This window comes from Streptococcus sp. ELY_125 (genome assembly GCF_058314535.1).
In genome coordinates this window covers 19377-37636 of sequence record NZ_JBZFUM010000007.1, presented here as the reverse complement: position 1 = coordinate 37636, position 18260 = coordinate 19377, and the positions used below count along the sequence as shown (strand labels likewise).

The window sequence follows — 18260 nt, the reverse complement described above, 5'->3', positions numbered from 1 at the left end:
CTAATCCTTAACGGACCTTTTTTGTCTTTGCATAAACCTGTTTGAAAATGGTTAGGAATTGCTCGACCTGACTCATATCATTATCATCATCTAGACTGACTCGAACGGCTGTCTGAGCTTCCTTGCTTGGTACTCCCATCGAAATCAGTGTACCAGCAGGTTTACCAGCCTTAGAGGAACAAGCGCTGGTCGTGGAGATATAAATTTGACGCTCTTCAAAAGCATGCACCACTACTTCTCCCCTTACCCCCTTGATACCAAAGGTTAAAATATTGGGCACAAAATCATCACTGATATCCGAGAAAACAGTAATATCGTCATAATTTGTTAATTCATCATAGATGATCTTCTTCATTTTGGCAAGACGAGAAAGCGCCTCCGCCTCTTTATCTAAAGTCAGTCGCAAGGCCTTAGCCATAGCTGCAATGCCAGCTAAGTTTTCAGTAGTTGATCGTAGGTCTTTTTCTTGACCGCCGCCCGTCAAAAGAGGATTGATACGCTTGCCAATCTTCTTATAGAGAAAGCCGACACCACGGACGGCATGAAACTTGTGTCCTGAAAAGGAAGCAAAGTCAACTCGGTCAGTCAGATAGCTGGCAATTGGTATCTTTCCAATAGCCTGAACAGCATCCACATGGAAAGAGACGGTCGGCCGATCAGCTAAAATGTCTGAAATAGCGTGGATAGGTTGAATCGATCCGATTTCGTTATTAACGGCCATGACTGAGACCAAGATGGTATCCGGTCGCAGGAGGCCAGCCAACTGTTCTACATCTACAAAGCCGCGGCTATCAACAGGGGCATAAGAAACCTCAAATCCTTGGGTAGACAACCACTTAGCCGACTCCTTGACAGCAGGGTGCTCGATATCTGAAACAATAATATGCTTACCATAAGGGGCTTTTTCAAAAGCCAATCCTTTGAGCGCCCAGTTATCGCTCTCAGTCCCGCCAGAGGTGAAAAAAATTTCCTCAGCTGACTTGCCTAATAGTTGAGCAATCTGCTTGCGAGAAGCCTCAAGCAAGCGGGTCGCTTGCTCACCAAGGCCATGAAGGCTGGAAGGATTACCGAAAATCTTAGTGGCCACCTCTTGATAACTGCGAAGAACTTCGGGATAGGGCAGGGTTGTTGCTGAATTATCAAAATAAATCATAGTCGTTCCTTTAATAGTCAATTAGCATTATTATAGCATAATTTAGTAAGCAAGAGACAGGCAGAAAACCGATTCGAGGCTCAGACAGAAAGAGGAAAGCATGTACTACTTTATATAAGAAATTTTCTCCAGATTTTGGTAAACTAGTAGCTAGAAAACTTTTTAAGGAGAAAATTCGCCATGTCTCAATATTCACGTTCACAACGCAGCAAGAAAGAAAATACAGAACTTAGCCACACTCCAATCCGTCGAGAAGCCAAAAAATCTATCCCTAAGGCGAGAGCTACTAAGAAAATTACCCGAGGTGCCAAGAAAGGTTTCTCAGCACTGCAAAAAATAGTGGCCATTGCAGCAGGGCTGGTAACTATTTCGGGGGCACTGGGTTATTTTGCCATTTCCCGCAATAGTTCAAATAGCGATAAATCATCTGACACTTCTACAACAACGGTTATTAAAGAAAAAGAGGATAGTAATAGTCAAGCAAGTTCCAGTGGTGCTAACAGCGGCCAAACACAAGATGGCCAGCAAACAGGGGATCAAAGTCAAGGACAGGATCAAAACGGAGGCACGGCAGAATCTGCAAGCGACCAAGGAGGTCAGACTGACCAAGGGCAAACTGGTGGAGACGCTGGTAACACGGCTGACCAAGGGCAAGCTGGCGGAGATGCTGGCCAAACACCTCAACAATAACACCAATGCTAACCTATCAAGAAACCTTACAGGCTATCCACAGCCACAAAGCTAATGGACGCCGGCCTGATATCAGGCGATTAAGTTGGATATTAGATAAGCTGGGAAGGCCCCAAACAGGCTTTCCCAGTCTTCATATTGTCGGAACTAATGGCAAAGGCTCAACTACTGCCCTGCTCCAAGCTGTCTTTAGCCAGGCAGGCTACAAGACGGGAACCTTTACCTCGCCCTTTATCACTCGCTTTAATGAAAGAATAGCTGTTGACGGTCAGCCTATCGGCGACCAGGATCTAGTAAAAACTTTTGATTTAGTCCGCCCCTGGTTAGAGAAACTTGCTGAGACAGAACTGGGAACTTTGACAGAATTTGAATTAGTCACTGTTCTTGCTTTTCTGTATTTTGAGCGTATACAGCCAGTTGATATGGCCATCCTCGAAGCCGGTGTCGGCGGGCGTTTTGATTCAACTAATATCATCACCCCTTTAGCAACCATCTGCACTTCTATTGGCTATGATCATTTGGATACTTTGGGCAATCGTCTGGAAGACATCGCCTGGCATAAGGCAGGAGCCATCAAATCTGGACGGCCGATAATTCTTGGACCAGTCCCTCAGCAAGCTCAAATCGTTTTTGAAAATGAAGCCAAGCAGTTACAAGCTCCCTTCCATCAAGCTGGTCGGGACTTTCGGATTGAAGATACCAGCAATGGCTTTGATTTCAAAGGTCCGTTGGGCAGTTTGCAACATTTAAGCCTGAGTCTTCTCGGGTCTCACCAGCAAAATAATGCAGCCTTGGCCATTGAGGCCAGTCTCCTTCTTCAAAAAAATTTCCCTAAGATCGATGAGGATGCAATCAGGACTGGTTTACGTTCTGCTTTCTGGCCCGGTCGCGGCGAACTAATCAAACCTAACATTCTGCTGGACGGAGCCCATAATCCTCAAGGAATTGCTGCCCTGATTGACCTTTTAAAAACAGATTTTTCAAGCTACTCTAAACAGCTGCTTTTTGCAGGCTTGAAGCGAAAAAATCTTTCTGAAATGTTAGCGCTGCTGGAGGGTCTGGAGCTCAGTGTCACTACTTTTGCTTTCCCAGAGGCAGCTGACTTAGCAGACTATCCTGAAATCTACTCAAAGGTTGCTGATTTTCGAGAATGGCTGGATAAGGCCAAGGATTCTGATGATCTTTTTATCGTGACAGGCTCTCTCTACTTTATTGCAGAAGTGCGCCGTTATCTTTTGGATCAAAAGAACTAGCTAAAATCCCAAATCATGAATTGATTTGGGATTTTTTGTCTTTTATCTTGTCCTCCGTTTGATGCAGATCTATTAGCCTTATCTCATCGTAACAAATTCTTCCGCACCTGTCGGGTGGATGGCAACTGTACTATCAAGATCAGCTTTGGTAGCTCCCATCTTGATCGCAACCGCGAAGCCTTGAATCATTTCGTCAACACCGTAGCCGATACCGTGGAGGCCGACAACCTTTTCATCTTCACCTTGAACAACTAATTTCATGCGAGCCACTTGGCGATTGTCAGCCAAGGCTGTATACATAGAAGTAAAGGATGAGGTATAGACTTTGATTTGATCTTTCCCATACTGCTTAATGGCTTGTTCTTCCGTCAAGCCGACCTTGCCCATAGCTGGATGACTAAAGACCACTGTTGGGACATTAGTGTAGTCCATCTTAGCTACCTTTTGACCATTGAAAAGGCGCTCCGACAGTTGGCGGCCAGCCTTGATAGCAACCGGCGTTAGCTCGATCTTACCATTGACATCACCGATGGCATAGACACCTGAAACATTGGTGTTTTCATACTCATCAGCTTGGATAAATCCTTTATCATTGAGAACCACGCCTGTATTTTCAAGGCCGTAGCCCTTAGTGTTTGCAACGCGGCCAATAGCCCAAATAATGACGTCAGTCGTATGTTCCTCACCATTTTCAAAGCTGAGCGTTAAAGAGCCATCTTCATTTTTCACTACTGCCTTTGGTATACAGTATTTATGCAGGGTTGGACCGTCTTTTGTCATCTCTTCCATGAGGGCATCGGTCAGGTAGTTGTCCCAATTGCGAAGCGGCCGATCCTTGCGAACAAAAAGATGGGCATCACTGCCTAGGGTATGAAGGAGACCAGCAATCTCAACACCGATATAGCCAGCTCCCACAATAGCCACGCGCTTAGGTACTTCATCCAACTCAAAAAAGCCATCGGAAGTAATACCATACTCAGCCCCTGGAATTTCAGGAATAAGGGCATGACCGCCAGTTGCAATAAGGACATGTGGTGCTGTATAGGTTTCACCATTAGCTTCCAGCGTGTGGGCATCGATAAAGGTAGCATAGGCATTGAGAACCTCAACACCATTGGCGGCAAAGCCGCGCTCATAAGAGCCGTGAATCCGGTCGATATAGGCTTCTCGATTATTTTTAAGGGTCATGAAGTCAAAGTCAACATTTCCAACAGTAAAGCCATACTCACCAGCATATTTGTGGATACTCTCAGCTACCTGCGCCCCGTACCACATGACTTTTTTGGGTACACAGCCGCGGTTGACACAGGTTCCGCCAGTTTCCGCAGCTTCGATTAAGAGAACCTTAGCGCAGCGAATGGCTGCGCGGTTTGCTGAGGCGATTCCACCAGAACCGCCGCCGAGGACAATATAATCGTATTCTTTTACCATAAGAATCCCTTTCTATCGTTTCAGTAGACTTAGAGTATCATAAATAGGGAAGGCAGGCAATTTTTAGCTACGCTAAAAACCGAGGCTGTCTACTCGGTTTCATTTTTTTTCTCAACAACTTCCTTACTTAGCGCTGCTTTAACTGCCTCTGCAACCTTGCGCGGGACACCACAATTGATTATATCCTCAATATCAGCTTCTTGAATCTTAGTCAGGCTCTTGTAATGTTTGAGCAGGAGCTGCTTGCGTTTCGGTCCAAGACCAGAAATGCCGTCCAATTTTGAGCTGAAGCTGTTCTTGCTGCGAACCTGACGGTGAAAGGTGATGGCAAAGCGGTGGACCTCATCTTGCACGCGCTGAAGGAGAAAGAATTCCTCAGAGTTCCGTGGCAAATCAACAACTTCCAGAGGCTCACCGAAGAGCAATTCATGGGTCTGGTGCTTGTCGTTCTTTTGCAGACCAGCAATGGGAATATCCAGCCCCAAACGGCTCTGGATGACCTCTTTAGCGATATTAACCTGTCCCTGTCCCCCATCAATAACAATCAAATCTGGCGGCGTTAGACCGTCGCGCATGACCCGACTGTAACGGCGATAGATGACTTCACGCATGCTGGCATAATCATCGGGCCCGACAACGGTCTTGATTTTGAACTTACGGTAGTCCTTCTTGCTAGGTTTGCCATCGACAAAGACAACCATGGCAGCAACTGGGCTGGTTCCTTGGATATTGGAATTATCAAAAGCTTCAATACGGCGGGGAGCTGGAATATTGAGCAGTTCGCCAAGGTTTTCAATAGCTCCCTTGGTCTTCTTGACATCTTTTTCAAGTAAGTCAAACTTTTGCTGGAGGCTGACACGCGCATTCTTAGTCGCTAGATTAACCAGCTGCTTCTTCTCGCCACGCTGGGGCTTAGCGACCTTAGTTCCTACGACTGCCTTAACCAAGTCAGCATCAATATCCTGCGGAATAAAAACTTCCTTAGGTAAAAAGTGCTTGCTCTCACGGTAGAATTGTCCCACATAGGTGAGGAAATCTTCTTCAGGCTCATTGTAGTAGGGAAACATATTGACGTCGCGTTGGATGAGCTTGCCTTGACGGACGAAAAAGACCTGTACACACATCCAGCCTTTGTCAACGTAGTAGCCAAAGATATCACGGTCAATCATGTCCTGATTCATAATCCGCTGCTTCGTGCGTAAGGTACTGATCGCTTCCAAAAGATCACGGTACTCAGCAGCTCGCTCAAACTCCATCAGCTCTGAAGCTTTGAGCATTTTATCGCGGATTTGATCGACAATCTTATTATCCTTGCCGTTGAGAAAATGTTTGACATCCTCTTTGAGACCGTCCCAGTAAGCCTGATCAGTGTGGCAAATGGTATGGGCATTGCACTGTCCTAAATGATAGTAAAAGCAAACCTTATTCGCTGGATTGGTACATTTCTTGAAAGGAAAAATCCGATCCAGCAAGCGTTTAATCTCGGTCGCCGCTCCTGAATCGGGATAGGGACCGAAATATATCCCATCATTCTTGCGAACCCGACGCGTGATCATAAGACGTGGATAGAGCTCATTGGTAATTTTAATGTAGGGATAAGATTTGTCATCCTTGAGGCGAATATTATATTTGGGCATATTCTCCTGAATCAGGTTGATTTCCAAGAGTAAGGCTTCTGTGTTAGAACCTGTCACGATATACTCAAAATCTGCAATTTCAGATACCAACATCTCAGTTTTAGTATCGTGGCTACCACGAAAATAGGAACGCACCCGGTTTTTGAGATTTTTTGCCTTCCCAACATAGATAATCGTGCCGTTTTTATCCTTGTGAATATAGCAGCCCGGACTGTCCGGCAACAGTTCCAGTTTATGTTTTATCAGTTCATTCATAGGTTTATTATAACAAAAACTAGAAGCGATTTTTGCATTTGAACAATTATGGCCCCTACCTGGCAAATTGCTAGGAGAAACCAAGCAAAGTATATCCTCTTGCCTAGCTTATTTGCTGCTCCTCTTAGTGATTAAGCCGCTAGAGATAGCATCATTACAGTTATTCCTTGACACTTCCTTATCTTTTTATGAAATAACCAAAAAGAAGCTGAATTTAAACTCAGCTTCTTTTTAAATTGAAGGCCAAGGAGCTGTCTAGATACTCGGCCTATTTATTGGCAACGGGTGATTATAAATCCATCCCAGTTACAACTTATTTTTCAACCCTTGGCCTCAAATCCAATTCATTAGTTGTTTGGCACAAAGACCAGATGTTCATTAACAAAGGCATCAAAACCAAGCTCACTGAGCTCACGACCATAGCCAGAATTCTTAATACCACCGAATGGCAGCTCTGGATGGGAGGTCCAACCAGAATTGATAAAGCTCATGCCAGTCTCAATTTGAGCAGCAACGGCTTTGGCATGGTCAAGATTTTTACTAAAGACAGTGCCACCTAGACCGTAGCTAGAATCATTAGCCAACGCTATAGCTTCTTCCTCTGAATCAACCTTGTAAATAGAAGCGACAGGTCCAAAGATTTCCTGATTATAAATAGGGTTGTCCTTGGTAATATCAGTTAACACAGTTGGCTGGACAAAGTATCCAGGATGATCAATCTCTTCATTACCGTAAGCGACAGTTGCCCCATTGTCAACGGCTAATTTTATCTGACCGAGTACCTCTTCTTTAGCTCCAGCAGAAGACAAAGGTGCCAGAGTAGTCTCTGGATCCATTGGATCGCCCCATTTGGCAGATTTGAAGGCTTCAACTACCATATCCACAAATTTGTCATAATGATCCCCAACAACAATAAACCGTTTGGATGAGGTACAGACTTGTCCTGCATTGTAGAGACGAGCAAAGAAAATGGTTTCTTTCAGAAGATCAAAATCAGCATCTTCCAGAATGATAAAGGCATCATTGCCACCTAGCTCCATTGAAGATTTCTTCAAATTTGCTCCCGCTTCACCTGCAATAGAAGCACCGCCACGTTCAGAACCTGTCAGACAGACGCCGACAATACGTGGATCAGCAATAGCTTTGGAGACCTGATCATAACTTAGGAACAGATTCTTAAAAGAACCTGCTGGTGCACCCGCTTCAGCTACTAAATCTTCAAAGGCTTGAGCAGAGGCTGGGCAAATAGAAGCATGCTTAAGGATCATGGGGTTTCCTACCATAAAATTAGGAGCAAACACCCTCATCACCTGATAGAAAGGAAAATTCCAAGGTTCTACTGCCAACAAGACACCCGTGGCTTGCTTAATATAGTAGCCTTCGCCATTGATCTTTTCAAGAGGCTTAGGCTGTAAGAAAGCTTCAGCTTTATCTGCAAAATAATCAGCGATTTCTGCGCAGAGCTCTACTTCTCCTTGCGCCTCAGTAAAAAGCTTTCCCATATCTTTTGTCATGACTTCAGCATATTTGTCACGATCGCGACGCAATAACTCAGCCACTTTGTGCAGCTGTTCCTTGCGTTCTTGCAAATCAGCTTTTGCCCGCCATTCCTTGTAAAGCGCATGCCCATTGGCTAGAGCTTGTTCTAAATCTGCATCAGTTGCATTATCAAAAGAGTTCAGCACCTCATTCGTGTAAGGATAAGTCGTCTTATAAGCCATAATTATTCCTCCTTATATTTAAGACACGGCAGAGACTTCTTGTCTAAGCGCTCGCTCTTGATAACAAACGAGATTGAGAGACAAAAAGACCTGTTTAAGGAAATTAAGCCTGCACTCAACGACTAAGAACCAAGAGAACCTGCGTAAGTACCACCTGCGCCTACAGGTTTATTATAGCACTACAGAAAACGTTTTCAAGCATTTGAATTACCTTCCCTAATTTTTTAAATCCACCCTATGATGCCTGATCCCTGAGCAAGGCAGATTCCAGAAAAAATAAAGCTTTTGTTGTTATCAGTAGATCAACTGCGATCCTTTTTTTCTTCCTGGCACTGTCGTCAGTCTATGGCGAATAATAAAGGGAAGTAAGTCTGGCCCTAGATTTTTATCAGGAACAGAAAGGGGCCTTTTTATACTAGAGAAACTGAATCCTTGTAGCTAATTGGCTTGGGACTGCTCCTGCATGCAATAAGGAAAACATAGCTTCTGAACAGATTTATCTTCAGTACTCGATAAATTCTTGGATTTTTGTTTTCTCAGTGAATAATGCAATCAAGATCCACTGACCAGATAATGATAATTCCTTCTAATATTTTCTGAAAAGCAGAAAAGATATAGTGGAAGGTTTCTGCCTATTTTTACATGACATTTGTCATTGCAAGAGATGACTAGCGTGAGTTGTAAAGCGCTTACATTAAAAATATAATTTGTTTGTAAAATTTAAAAATGAGGTGATGTGTTATGAAGAAAGTCTATTCGCAAGAGACAAAACCCCAGCATTGGTACATGCATAAGCGTGGTAAACAATGGGTTTACGGCTGTGCTTTAGTAACCATTATAGGTGGTCTAGCTCTCTGCACCCCAGTTTTAGCTGATGAGGTAGTATCAGGGGATAGTGCTGTAAATCTAGTGTCTAATGAATCCATAAAGGATGGCGCAAACTTGGAACAACCGACAACAGAAGAAACAGTCACTCCTGCTGATTCACAAACTGTTGTTGAAGCTCCACAAGCAGCCTCTTCTTTCGCTCACTCTGAGGCATCTGTCAATGGTCAGCAAGAAGGTGACAAGGCGACAGCAGAAGATACAAAAGGTAATAGCAAACCGTCGACAAGCCAAGTGACAAACCCAGCTGCTGAAGCTGCCGTAGAAAAACCAGCATCTACTCCTGCCATTCAAGATACTGGCTATCATACAAATTTGACCAATTTCACAGCAGCTAATGGTACTTGGGAAGAGCGCGACGAAGGGCTCTATAGCAATGCGCTTGGTCAAGGAGACAGCTGGTATTTATCCGATGTTAAAGCCAGTGACTTTGTCTACTCAACAGATGTTAGGTTTTTAAAAGACCAAGGGGCTGCAACCTTAATCTTTAGGAGTGTGGATCCTAACAACGTTCAAAATAGTTATGCCTTAAATATCGACGGCGGCAATAAAAAGAGTAAGTTCTGGCGTTGGGACAAGGGGCAAGATCAGCAATTAATCGACGAGCGCTCTATCGAACCTACTGCAGATGCTACTTACCATTTAACAGTTGTGTCTATTAACAATTGGATTTCCTGCTATATTAATGGACATCTAGTCGCTTCTACTGGCGATTATACCATTCAAAAAGAGGACAAGGGTCAAAATACTGTTATCAAAGAGGGTTACTTGGGTCTGCTTAACTGGAATGGCGAGATGATCTTCCAAAACACTTACTACAGTCCTATTTCTGAGAGCTTCACACCTGAGATTAACGATATTAACGTGACCTCAGACAAGGGTCAGGTAGAAGCTAAAGGACAATTTTTACCCAATGCACCGATTCATATCCAATATGTTGATAACGCTGCTGCAACTGTCAAATTAGCCATTAGCCCTAAGAGCGATAAGTCTCAAATCACGATTACAGATAGCTCAGGTAAAGAGTATCAAGTCAGCGATGATATCCCTGTCGCTGTGGGGGCCAATTATTTGACTGTGACAAGTACTGTTACTGATAAGGCTGGCAATCAGGCAACCTTAACCTACCGTATCAATGTTCACCGGCGTCAAGCTAAGGAAGTTTATTACAATGAACTCTTTCGAGATCAGTACCACTACTCTGTCAAGGACGGTTGGGGTAACGATCCGAACGGTTTGGTTTACTATAAGGGGAAATACCACCTTTTCTACCAGTTTTATGATGATCAAGTTTGGGGACCGATGCATTGGGCTCATGCAACCAGCACTGACCTAATTCATTGGGAAGAACAACCGATGGCTCTCTATCCTGATGCCAATGGAACCATGTTTTCTGGCTGTATCGTTGTTGACGAACACAATACCTCTGGATTCTTTAAGGAGGGACAAGGAGGATTAGTTGCCTTAGTAACAGCTGATGGTAATGGCCAACGTATCAAATTAGCTTATAGTTCTGATGAAGGACGAACTTGGACTAAGGTTGATCAAGTCGCTGCTGATTGGTCCAATGATCCGCTGCAAACGAAAGACTTCCGCGATCCCAAAGTCTTCCATTGGAACAACAAATGGTTTATGGTACTAGCTGGCGGTCCGCTTCGCATCTACTCTTCAGATAACTTAAGAGATTGGACAGTTGAGTCTACTTATCCTGATCTCCACACTGAGTGTCCTGATCTCTACCCTATCCAAACAGATGACGGAACTGTAAAATGGGTATTATCCCGCGGTGGCCGTTATTATAAAGTTGGTGATTTCAAGCCTGTTGACGGTAAATGGACTTTTGTCGCTGATGAAGCCTATAAAAATTCCGATGGCATCATGAATTTTGGGAAAGATTCCTATGCTGCTATGACTTATTATGTTCAGGACTTTGGAACTGATGACCACCCAACGATTCCCAAACTGACTGAGCTAAACTGGATGAATACTTGGGATTACTGCAATCTAATCGCTAAGACTGTAGACCAGGATTTCAATGGTACCTATAATCTAAACCTTCAACTTGGACTGACAAAGGAAAACGGAACCTACTACCTGACGCAAACACCAATTGAAGCTTATGAAAGCCTGCGTGATACGGACAAGGCGATTATCTACAAGGATGTTGCAGTAACATCCCAAAACGATCTGCTCAAAAATGTGCAGTCGGATACTTATGAAATTGTATCGACCTTTAGGCCTAGCGCTGCGACTACAAAACTTGGCTTTAAACTTCGTCAATCGCAGGATGAAGAGACTGTTGTCATTTATGACTTGACCACTCAGGAACTTTCTATTGATCGGACAAAATCTGGTGTTATTATCAATGATAAGTTTGCTGATATCAATAAACAAACAGTCACAACCAATGCAGATGGTAGTATTTCCCTACATATTTTTGTTGATCGAGCAAGTGTTGAAGTTTTTACCAAGGGAGATACAGTCACTGGGGCTAATCAAATTTTCCCATCTCCTAATAGCTTAGGTGCCAGTGTCTTTGCAGAAGGCGGCGATACCAAAGCTGATATTGCCTTTTACCCGCTCAAATCCATCTGGAATGATAAAGTTCAAACAGATGCTCCTTTTAAATTATCAGGTATTGGTCAAGCAGAAACACGGTTAAATGTCGGTCAAGCGACTACATTTAACGCTCTGCTGGCACCGGGAACTGCTCGGCAAGAAGTTACTTGGACAGTGGATCATCCAGAAGTACTTAACATCGCACAAGACGGTTCTAAATTAACTGCCAAAGCGATTAAGGCTGGAACAGCAACGGTTACAGCGACGGCGAAAGAAAATCCGAGTCTGACTAAATCCTTTACTATTTCTGTTTTTGAAGATAACTTCAAAACGAACCTCAACAATCTTAAAGCTATTTCAGGTCAATGGGTAATTGATGATAAGGAATTACTGGATAGTAATTCTAGCGCCAACGATGCCTTTATGACAGCGGAGCAGGTACCTTATTCTGAATACACCTTAGAAGCCGATGTTAAATATCAAAAAGGACTGGTAAATATTTTCTTCGCTTCTCCTGCGGCCGACCCTGCTAATGCCTACGCCTTCCAACTCGGTGAGGGGGCTAGTGTTAGACTCTATTACTTCCAAGGAGATACGATAGCTGAGGCACCTCTGGCCAAGGCCCTAAATGACAATCAATATCATCACCTTCTTATTTCTAAAACCCAAAATGCCGTCTCACTGAGCATTGACGGTCAAGTGGTCATGACGCATCAATTTGACGATGCTAAGGAGTACTTCAATAAAGCTCATGTAGGAGTTGGGCTCTGGGACGGTGCCGTGGCCTTCCAAAATCTTTACCTTAAACCTCTCACTCAAGAAGGGCCACAAGTAGGCTGGTTTGAAACTGATAATCATTGGTTTTACAGAAAAGCTGATGGGGAGCTGGCAAGGGGCTTAGCGCAAATTGACGGCTACACCCACTACTTTAACGCTGATGGTTCCCAAGTCAAAGGAGATTTCGCATCACCTGACGGCGGACAAACTTGGTACTATCTCGATAAGGACGATGGGCATGTCTTGACTGGTGAGCAAATCATCAGTGGCAAGCGCTACACTTTTGATGAAACTGGTAAGCAAATTAAGGGGCGCTTTGTTACTCCTGATGCTGGTAAAACTTGGTATCATCTCGATAAAGATAATGGTTTGCGAGTTACCGGCCTTCAAACTATTGATGGTTATACCCACTACTTTAACGCTGATGGTTCCCAAGTCAAAGGAGATTTCGCATCACCTGACGGCGGACAAACTTGGTACTATCTCGATAAGGACGATGGGCATGTCTTGACTGGTGAGCAAATCATCAGTGGCAAGCGCTACACTTTTGATGAAACTGGTAAGCAAATTAAGGGGCGCTTTGTTACTCCTGATGCTGGTAAAACTTGGTATTATCTCGATAAAGATAATGGTTTACGAGTTACCGGCCTTCAAACCATTGATGGCAAAACCTATCTTTTTGACAACGATGGCCGACAAATAAAAGGGGAAACTTGGATTATTGATCCTAATACTGGAGAAATAAGAAAGTAGTATTTCCAACCTGACACCATGGTTTTCTTCAGTAGAGTAGGCCAAAATACACAAAACAGCTGCGTCTAGTAAGGCGTAGCTGTTTTCGTATGGATTAAACTGACACTCTCTCCTTCAGCTTCTCAACAAAGAGATAAGCCGCTGGGCAAAAGAGAGTATTTTTGATAGTCAAGTGATTGATTTGATAAATCTTTTTACGATCAGTATGGGGAAAGGCGGCACAGGCCTTAGGGCGCACATCGTAGATGGAACAGAGATTATCCTCACCTAAGAAGGGGCAAGGCATACTCTGAAAGACCTTATCGCCGTCTTCATCCGTATGTAGATACATCTCCTCAAAAGCCGGTAACTTCATGTGAAAATGCTTAGCAATCCGCTGGATATCAGCTTCAGTAAAGTCTGGCCCCAATGTACGGCAGCAATTCGCACAAGCCAGACAATCAATTTCCTTAAAAACTTCGGTATGCACGTCCTGCACAATTTTATCTAGATTTTTCGGTGCCTTTTTCTTTAGACCCGACAAAAATCTACGATGTTCCTTTTGCTTGTGCAAGGCTAGCTCACGGTACCTTTCAATATCAACGCTGTTTTTAGACATAGCAGCACCCTCTAATAGCTTTTTCCCTTATTATAGCATAGAAAAAGGCAGATTATTACGAAAAAAGGACAGCACACATACATGATGGCGACGTTACCATGTGTGTGCTGTCCCAGCCTCATTCATAAAAAGGCAAACAGAGTTCGACCTTTTTGTAAAAAATTCTGAGACTAAAAGAGGCCACACTACTAATAACCTAAATCGGCTCTATAGCTTCTGGTGGGATTCTACCCACTACAGCTGACAAAAGAACCCCTAAATCCTTACAGCAGTGTGACACCCTCTTGATTCTAAGCCCCAGAATGTCCTGATTCCCATTTAAGCTGAGGCAGCCACTTCAATATTCTTTTTTATTACTTTTGGTTACCATAAGAAGCATCGATACCGGAGAAATATTTCTTAGATAGCCTAGCGATGGTCCCATCTTTTTCAAGGTCGGCTAGGGCAGCGTTAACCTTCTTGCGCAAATCCTTATTTTTTCCTTTGGCAAAGGTCAAGGCGATATTTTCTTGACCAAGATCACCATCAAGCACTTTTAAGTCAAGATTTTTCTGCTGGATAACAGCTGATAAAATCGTTTGAGCATTGGCATAGCCATCAACTTGTCCTTTCAGCAGCCCTTGTAAGACTGCCTCCCGATCATCAAAGGTTTGAATAGTAACGTCATCCTTGAAATGTTCCTTAACAACATTGATTTGATTTGAACCGACAGTTGCACCGATTGTTTTTCCCTGAAGTTCCTCAACATTGGTATAAGCAGCATCTTTTTGAACAGCAATGCCATATTTAAAAGTTGCATATGGTGTTGAAAAATCGTAAGTTTGTTTACGTTCACCTGTTATGGCCACACTTGATGCGATGGCGTCCACCTTATCACTAGTTAGAAGACCGAACAAACCATCAAAGCTAGTCGTTGTAAATTTAACTTTATAACCTATTTTTTTGCCGACTGCTCGAGCAACCTCGACATCAAATCCTGTTAATTTTGAACCGTCCTTATAAGAACCTGGGAAACTGACACCAGTTGTCGCAATTCTCAGAGTTTTATCGTCCCCCGAATGTGCGGTGTGTTGTTTAGTGTAAGATTGATAACCAACAATAGCGATAACGACTAGGATAATGAGACTAGCTAGTGTTAAAAATGTTTTTTTCTTCATAAATACCTCTTTCTTTACTCTGCCAATTGGGCAAGGATCTTATCTATCTTGGCTAGGCTCTCCCCAATATTATTCTCAGGAGTGACCCAGCTGAGAAGTTCTTCTCTAGTAACGTATTTTTGAACCTCAGGGAGCTGATAAAGTAAGGAAATAAAATCTTGATGAGTCTCAATGGAAGTCATGGCAGCTTCATAAACCAAGTGATGGGCAGTTTGCTTGCCCAGTATCTTTCCTAGCTCAAACATGATACGCTCAGCGTAAGGCAGGGCTCCCTGCTTATTTAAATTATCTGTCATGGCTTGAGAATTGACGTCAAGTTCTGACAGAATATAAGTAGCATTGACAATCTGAGCATCAAGATAATTAGTGATTTCCGGCAGGGCAACCCACTCATTGCGCCAGTGGATAGCATCCCTCTCTCCATCCATCAATAAGGACTGCAGCAGTAAGTCAAAATCTTTAAATACTGGCTGGGTCAGGCTGGCTAATCCTTCAATCAGGGCAGGATTACGCTTTTGAGGCATCGTCGAAGAACCAACCTCTCCTGCGATGAAAGGTTCATGAACCTCATCAACTTCAGTCTTCATCATGGTAAACAGCTCACGCCCTATTTTTCCAAGTAATCCAGAGTAAATCGCTAATACAGATCCAAATTCTGAAAAACGATCACGCGCTGGCTGCCAAGAGATATTGGGCACAGCTAATCCTAACTTAGACAGTGTCAGTTCTTCAACAGCTTGACCTTGACCAGAGAAAGAGGCATAGGTCCCAACTGCTCCACTGATGCTGCCAACAAAGACCTCATTCTCAGATAATTGACGCAAACGCCGCTTACTGCGCAACAACTCATCTAGCCAGATAGCCAACTTAAAACCAAATGTAATGGGGATAGCATGAATACCATGAGTTCGGCCAATCATCAAGGTAGCACGATACTCTCTAGTCAAATTAGCCAAGGCAGTAATAAGCTCTTGCGTATGCTGGAGTATTATCGCATAAGCTTCTTTGACCTGCAGCATCGTCCCCGAATCAACAATATCCTGAGTTGTTACGCCATAGTGGACGAATTCGCCAGCCTGTCCTCCTACCTTTTCTTGTAATCCCTGAATAAGAGCAATCAAAGAATGGCGCTTTTCAGCACTTTTTTTCTGAAGCTTGACTAAGTCAAAGTTTTCAACATGTGCTTTCTCTGCTATCAGTTGAGCTGCTTCTTGAGGAATAATATCCAGCTCGCCCTCAGCTTGGGCTAAAGCAGATTCAACCATCAGCTGCTTAGCTATTTTATTAGTATCACTCCATACCTCACGCATTTCAGGCGTTGAGAAATTGCCTTGCAGCAATACTGAATCTAGTACACTTACCATAACTCTCCCCTTCCTATAACTCAGCACTTTCCATTGATCCATGATAAAGTGAATTGACAAATGAACGGACACGATCATGGGTACTGTCTGATGACAAGAGTAACTTTGCAGGGCCCTGAGTTAAAACTTTTCCATCTTCAAGAAATACCACCTGATCCGAAATTTTACGGGCAAAGTTCATTTCGTGGGTGACTAGAACCATGGAAATGTCTTCCTTGGCCAAATCTGCAATGACATCTAAAACCCCTTCAACCATCTCAGGATCCAATGATGATGTTGGTTCATCAAATAAAATAATTTGGGGTTTAAAGGCAATGGCACGTGCGATAGCAACCCGCTGCTGCTGTCCTCCGGATAAAGTAGCTGGGTACTGTTCAATAAATTGTGACAGACCAACCCTTTCTAATGATGTTTGAGCGATAGCTGCAGCTTCTTTACGATTAGCCTTATTAGAAAGAATCAAGGGTTTTGCAACGTTATCCAAGACGTTATAGTTTTTGAATAGGTTAAAATGCTGAAATACCATTGTAGAATACTGCCTAATACTATGAATTTCTCGCTTACCAATACTACCAGCTTTTACTGTAGTATCACCAACTGTCAGCTGTCCTTGAGAGGGTTCCTGCAGCAGGTTCAAAATTCTAAGCAAGGTAGTTTTCCCAGAACCAGAAGGGCCTACCAGGGTTGTTACTTTGCCTGCTTCTATCGACAGGTTGATATCTTCGAGAACAGATCTGCCTCCCAAAGTAACAGCTAGATTCTCTAATTCAATGAATGCCATCGGTAGTCCTCCTATACGGTTTTTCCAGTTCTTCTTCGATTTGGTTTTGCAAAGCACTATAAAGTACTATCACCAACCAGTAAAGTAGACCAGCTGCTAAATAAGTTTCAAAGTATTTAAAAGACTCTCCTGCAACCATCTTAGCATTGCCAAACAGTTCTGTAATTCCTAATGTAAAAGCTAATGAGGTCTCCTTTATAAGACTAGCAAAGGTATTTCCAGTAGCTGGTAGAGCATTTAAGGCCGACTGAGGTAGGATAACATGAAGGAATAACTTCCAAGGGGAGATAGTCAACGTTTGACCAGCTTCAATCTGACCCTTATCCACCGAGCTAACAGCCGCTCTAAAAATCTCTGACAAATAAGCTGACTGCTTGAGTCCTAAACCGACAATAGCTGCCGTCAAAGCAGTCATCCCTTGAAAGACAGGAAAGATCTGGGGAAGTCCATAAAAAATAAGGAAAAGTTCAACCAAGGTCGGCATTCCCCGAAAAAGAGAGATATAAAATTTTGCAAAATAGCGTAAAAGAGCCCAGCGGCTTAACTGCAACCACGTCATGACCACCCCAACGAGGATAGCCAAAACCATAGCAATAATGGCTAAAAACAAAGTAATGGGCAGGTAGGCGATTAGCCTTGCAAATAAGCTGAAAAAATACTCCCAATCAAAATTCATACTAAATTCCTTTCTGTTAACAATAGCTTTAACGCGTCATCTTTTACTTGGTTTAGGGCTCTTTTATCTAAAATCTTGATCAGGTAGACTGTTTTATGATCAGAAAACAGTTGTTTCTCATCTAGGTAAGCGAAACCCATACGTTCATAGGCTTCTATCAACCACGGATGTTCTTTAGCCGTACCTAAGGTAACAGCTGGTGCTCTAAGTTGTCGGGAAAGATAATGGTCAATAACATCCATGACTAATGATTTGGCCAATCCCTGATTCTGATAAGTAGGGAGAGTCGCTATCCAGCCCAAGTGTGGTAAACAATAGGGTCCGGGATTTTTAGACCATGGAAATCGGACAGCCGTTGACGCTACAATTCTACCCAACGGCTCCGTTTTTACAAAGATAGGCGTAGAGTACAGATGGTCTTGCAAGTCATCTTCATTAATTGTAGCAGCTGCGAAATGAATCCCCCGCGCTTCATTATCCGCATAGGCTTTTTGAAAAAGATTTTTTAGTTCGACGACCTCTGCCAGACCTGCTTGTACTAAAACTTCTGACATAACCTGCTTTCCTTTC

The 18260-nt window shown here is 43.3% G+C and carries 13 protein-coding genes; 3 read left to right on the top strand and 10 right to left on the bottom strand.

Annotated features, from left to right (window positions below; translation table 11 throughout):
• Positions 1-7: 7 nt before the first annotated feature.
• Positions 8-1153, bottom strand: a complete 1146-nt coding sequence (locus AC4HAL_RS04465) for a cysteine desulfurase family protein (RefSeq protein ID WP_447452321.1) — start codon at positions 1151-1153, stop codon at positions 8-10.
• 180 nt (positions 1154-1333) lie between these two features.
• Between AC4HAL_RS04465 and AC4HAL_RS04460 the strand changes: the two genes are divergently transcribed.
• Entirely contained in the window at positions 1334-1843 is a 510-nt protein-coding gene (locus tag AC4HAL_RS04460) for a hypothetical protein (protein ID WP_491093170.1), read from the top strand.
• A gap of 5 nt (positions 1844-1848) precedes the next feature.
• Positions 1849-3096 (top strand): bifunctional folylpolyglutamate synthase/dihydrofolate synthase, encoded by a 1248-nt coding sequence (locus AC4HAL_RS04455; protein ID WP_491093169.1) that lies wholly within the window; start codon positions 1849-1851, stop codon positions 3094-3096.
• Between the two features lie 78 nt (positions 3097-3174).
• Here AC4HAL_RS04455 and gorA read toward each other — a convergent pair whose 3' ends face one another.
• The 3 genes from gorA to AC4HAL_RS04440 form a co-directional block, all read right to left on the bottom strand.
• A complete protein-coding gene (gene gorA / locus AC4HAL_RS04450; RefSeq protein ID WP_491093168.1) occupies positions 3175-4527 on the bottom strand; it encodes a glutathione-disulfide reductase in 1353 nt (450 codons plus the stop codon).
• An 89-nt stretch (positions 4528-4616) separates the two neighbouring features.
• Complete coding sequence (gene uvrC, locus AC4HAL_RS04445; RefSeq protein ID WP_491093167.1) at positions 4617-6419, bottom strand: excinuclease ABC subunit UvrC; 1803 nt, start codon at positions 6417-6419, stop codon at positions 4617-4619.
• A 347-nt stretch (positions 6420-6766) separates the two neighbouring features.
• Positions 6767-8140 (bottom strand): NAD-dependent succinate-semialdehyde dehydrogenase, encoded by a 1374-nt coding sequence (locus AC4HAL_RS04440; protein WP_491093166.1) that lies wholly within the window; start codon positions 8138-8140, stop codon positions 6767-6769.
• 741 nt (positions 8141-8881) lie between these two features.
• On the opposite strand from AC4HAL_RS04440, the gene AC4HAL_RS04435 reads away from it, so the two are divergent.
• A complete protein-coding gene (locus AC4HAL_RS04435; protein ID WP_491093165.1) occupies positions 8882-13114 on the top strand; it encodes a GH32 C-terminal domain-containing protein in 4233 nt (1410 codons plus the stop codon).
• 94 nt (positions 13115-13208) lie between these two features.
• Here the strand turns inward: AC4HAL_RS04435 and AC4HAL_RS04430 are convergent, their stop codons facing one another.
• From AC4HAL_RS04430 to AC4HAL_RS04405, 6 genes are all read right to left on the bottom strand, one after another.
• The gene (locus AC4HAL_RS04430; protein WP_491093164.1) at positions 13209-13712 is read right to left on the bottom strand and encodes a YkgJ family cysteine cluster protein; all 504 of its coding nucleotides are present in this window, start codon (positions 13710-13712) and stop codon (positions 13209-13211) included.
• 353 nt (positions 13713-14065) lie between these two features.
• Entirely contained in the window at positions 14066-14869 is an 804-nt protein-coding gene (locus tag AC4HAL_RS04425) for a transporter substrate-binding domain-containing protein (protein ID WP_491093163.1), read from the bottom strand.
• Between the two features lie 14 nt (positions 14870-14883).
• The gene (gene purB, locus AC4HAL_RS04420) at positions 14884-16233 is read right to left on the bottom strand and encodes an adenylosuccinate lyase (RefSeq protein ID WP_491093162.1); all 1350 of its coding nucleotides are present in this window, start codon (positions 16231-16233) and stop codon (positions 14884-14886) included.
• A 13-nt stretch (positions 16234-16246) separates the two neighbouring features.
• Positions 16247-17014: an amino acid ABC transporter ATP-binding protein gene (locus AC4HAL_RS04415; RefSeq protein WP_491093161.1), complete on the bottom strand. Its 768-nt coding sequence runs from the start codon at positions 17012-17014 to the stop codon at positions 16247-16249.
• The gene (locus AC4HAL_RS04410; protein WP_491093160.1) at positions 17001-17690 is read right to left on the bottom strand and encodes an amino acid ABC transporter permease; all 690 of its coding nucleotides are present in this window, start codon (positions 17688-17690) and stop codon (positions 17001-17003) included. Before AC4HAL_RS04410 ends, AC4HAL_RS04415 begins: the two co-directional genes overlap by 14 nt.
• The gene (locus tag AC4HAL_RS04405; protein WP_491093159.1) at positions 17687-18244 is read right to left on the bottom strand and encodes a GNAT family N-acetyltransferase; all 558 of its coding nucleotides are present in this window, start codon (positions 18242-18244) and stop codon (positions 17687-17689) included. The genes AC4HAL_RS04410 and AC4HAL_RS04405 overlap by 4 nt, the downstream gene beginning before the upstream one ends.
• Positions 18245-18260: the final 16 nt, after the last annotated feature.

Excerpts from the sequence above, each read along its gene's own strand:
- AC4HAL_RS04465 (WP_447452321.1), bottom strand. The coding sequence starts at position 1,153 with ATGATTTATTTTGATAATTCAGCAACAACCCTGCCCTATCCCGAAGTT.
- AC4HAL_RS04460 (WP_491093170.1), top strand. The coding sequence starts at position 1,334 with ATGTCTCAATATTCACGTTCACAACGCAGCAAGAAAGAAAATACAGAA.
- AC4HAL_RS04455 (WP_491093169.1), top strand. The coding sequence starts at position 1,849 with ATGCTAACCTATCAAGAAACCTTACAGGCTATCCACAGCCACAAAGCT.
- gorA (WP_491093168.1), bottom strand. The coding sequence starts at position 4,527 with ATGGTAAAAGAATACGATTATATTGTCCTCGGCGGCGGTTCTGGTGGA.
- uvrC (WP_491093167.1), bottom strand. The coding sequence starts at position 6,419 with ATGAATGAACTGATAAAACATAAACTGGAACTGTTGCCGGACAGTCCG.
- AC4HAL_RS04440 (WP_491093166.1), bottom strand. The coding sequence starts at position 8,140 with ATGGCTTATAAGACGACTTATCCTTACACGAATGAGGTGCTGAACTCT.
- AC4HAL_RS04435 (WP_491093165.1), top strand. The coding sequence starts at position 8,882 with ATGAAGAAAGTCTATTCGCAAGAGACAAAACCCCAGCATTGGTACATG.
- AC4HAL_RS04430 (WP_491093164.1), bottom strand. The coding sequence starts at position 13,712 with ATGTCTAAAAACAGCGTTGATATTGAAAGGTACCGTGAGCTAGCCTTG.
- AC4HAL_RS04425 (WP_491093163.1), bottom strand. The coding sequence starts at position 14,869 with ATGAAGAAAAAAACATTTTTAACACTAGCTAGTCTCATTATCCTAGTC.
- purB (WP_491093162.1), bottom strand. The coding sequence starts at position 16,233 with ATGGTAAGTGTACTAGATTCAGTATTGCTGCAAGGCAATTTCTCAACG.
- AC4HAL_RS04415 (WP_491093161.1), bottom strand. The coding sequence starts at position 17,014 with ATGGCATTCATTGAATTAGAGAATCTAGCTGTTACTTTGGGAGGCAGA.
- AC4HAL_RS04410 (WP_491093160.1), bottom strand. The coding sequence starts at position 17,690 with ATGAATTTTGATTGGGAGTATTTTTTCAGCTTATTTGCAAGGCTAATC.
- AC4HAL_RS04405 (WP_491093159.1), bottom strand. The coding sequence starts at position 18,244 with ATGTCAGAAGTTTTAGTACAAGCAGGTCTGGCAGAGGTCGTCGAACTA.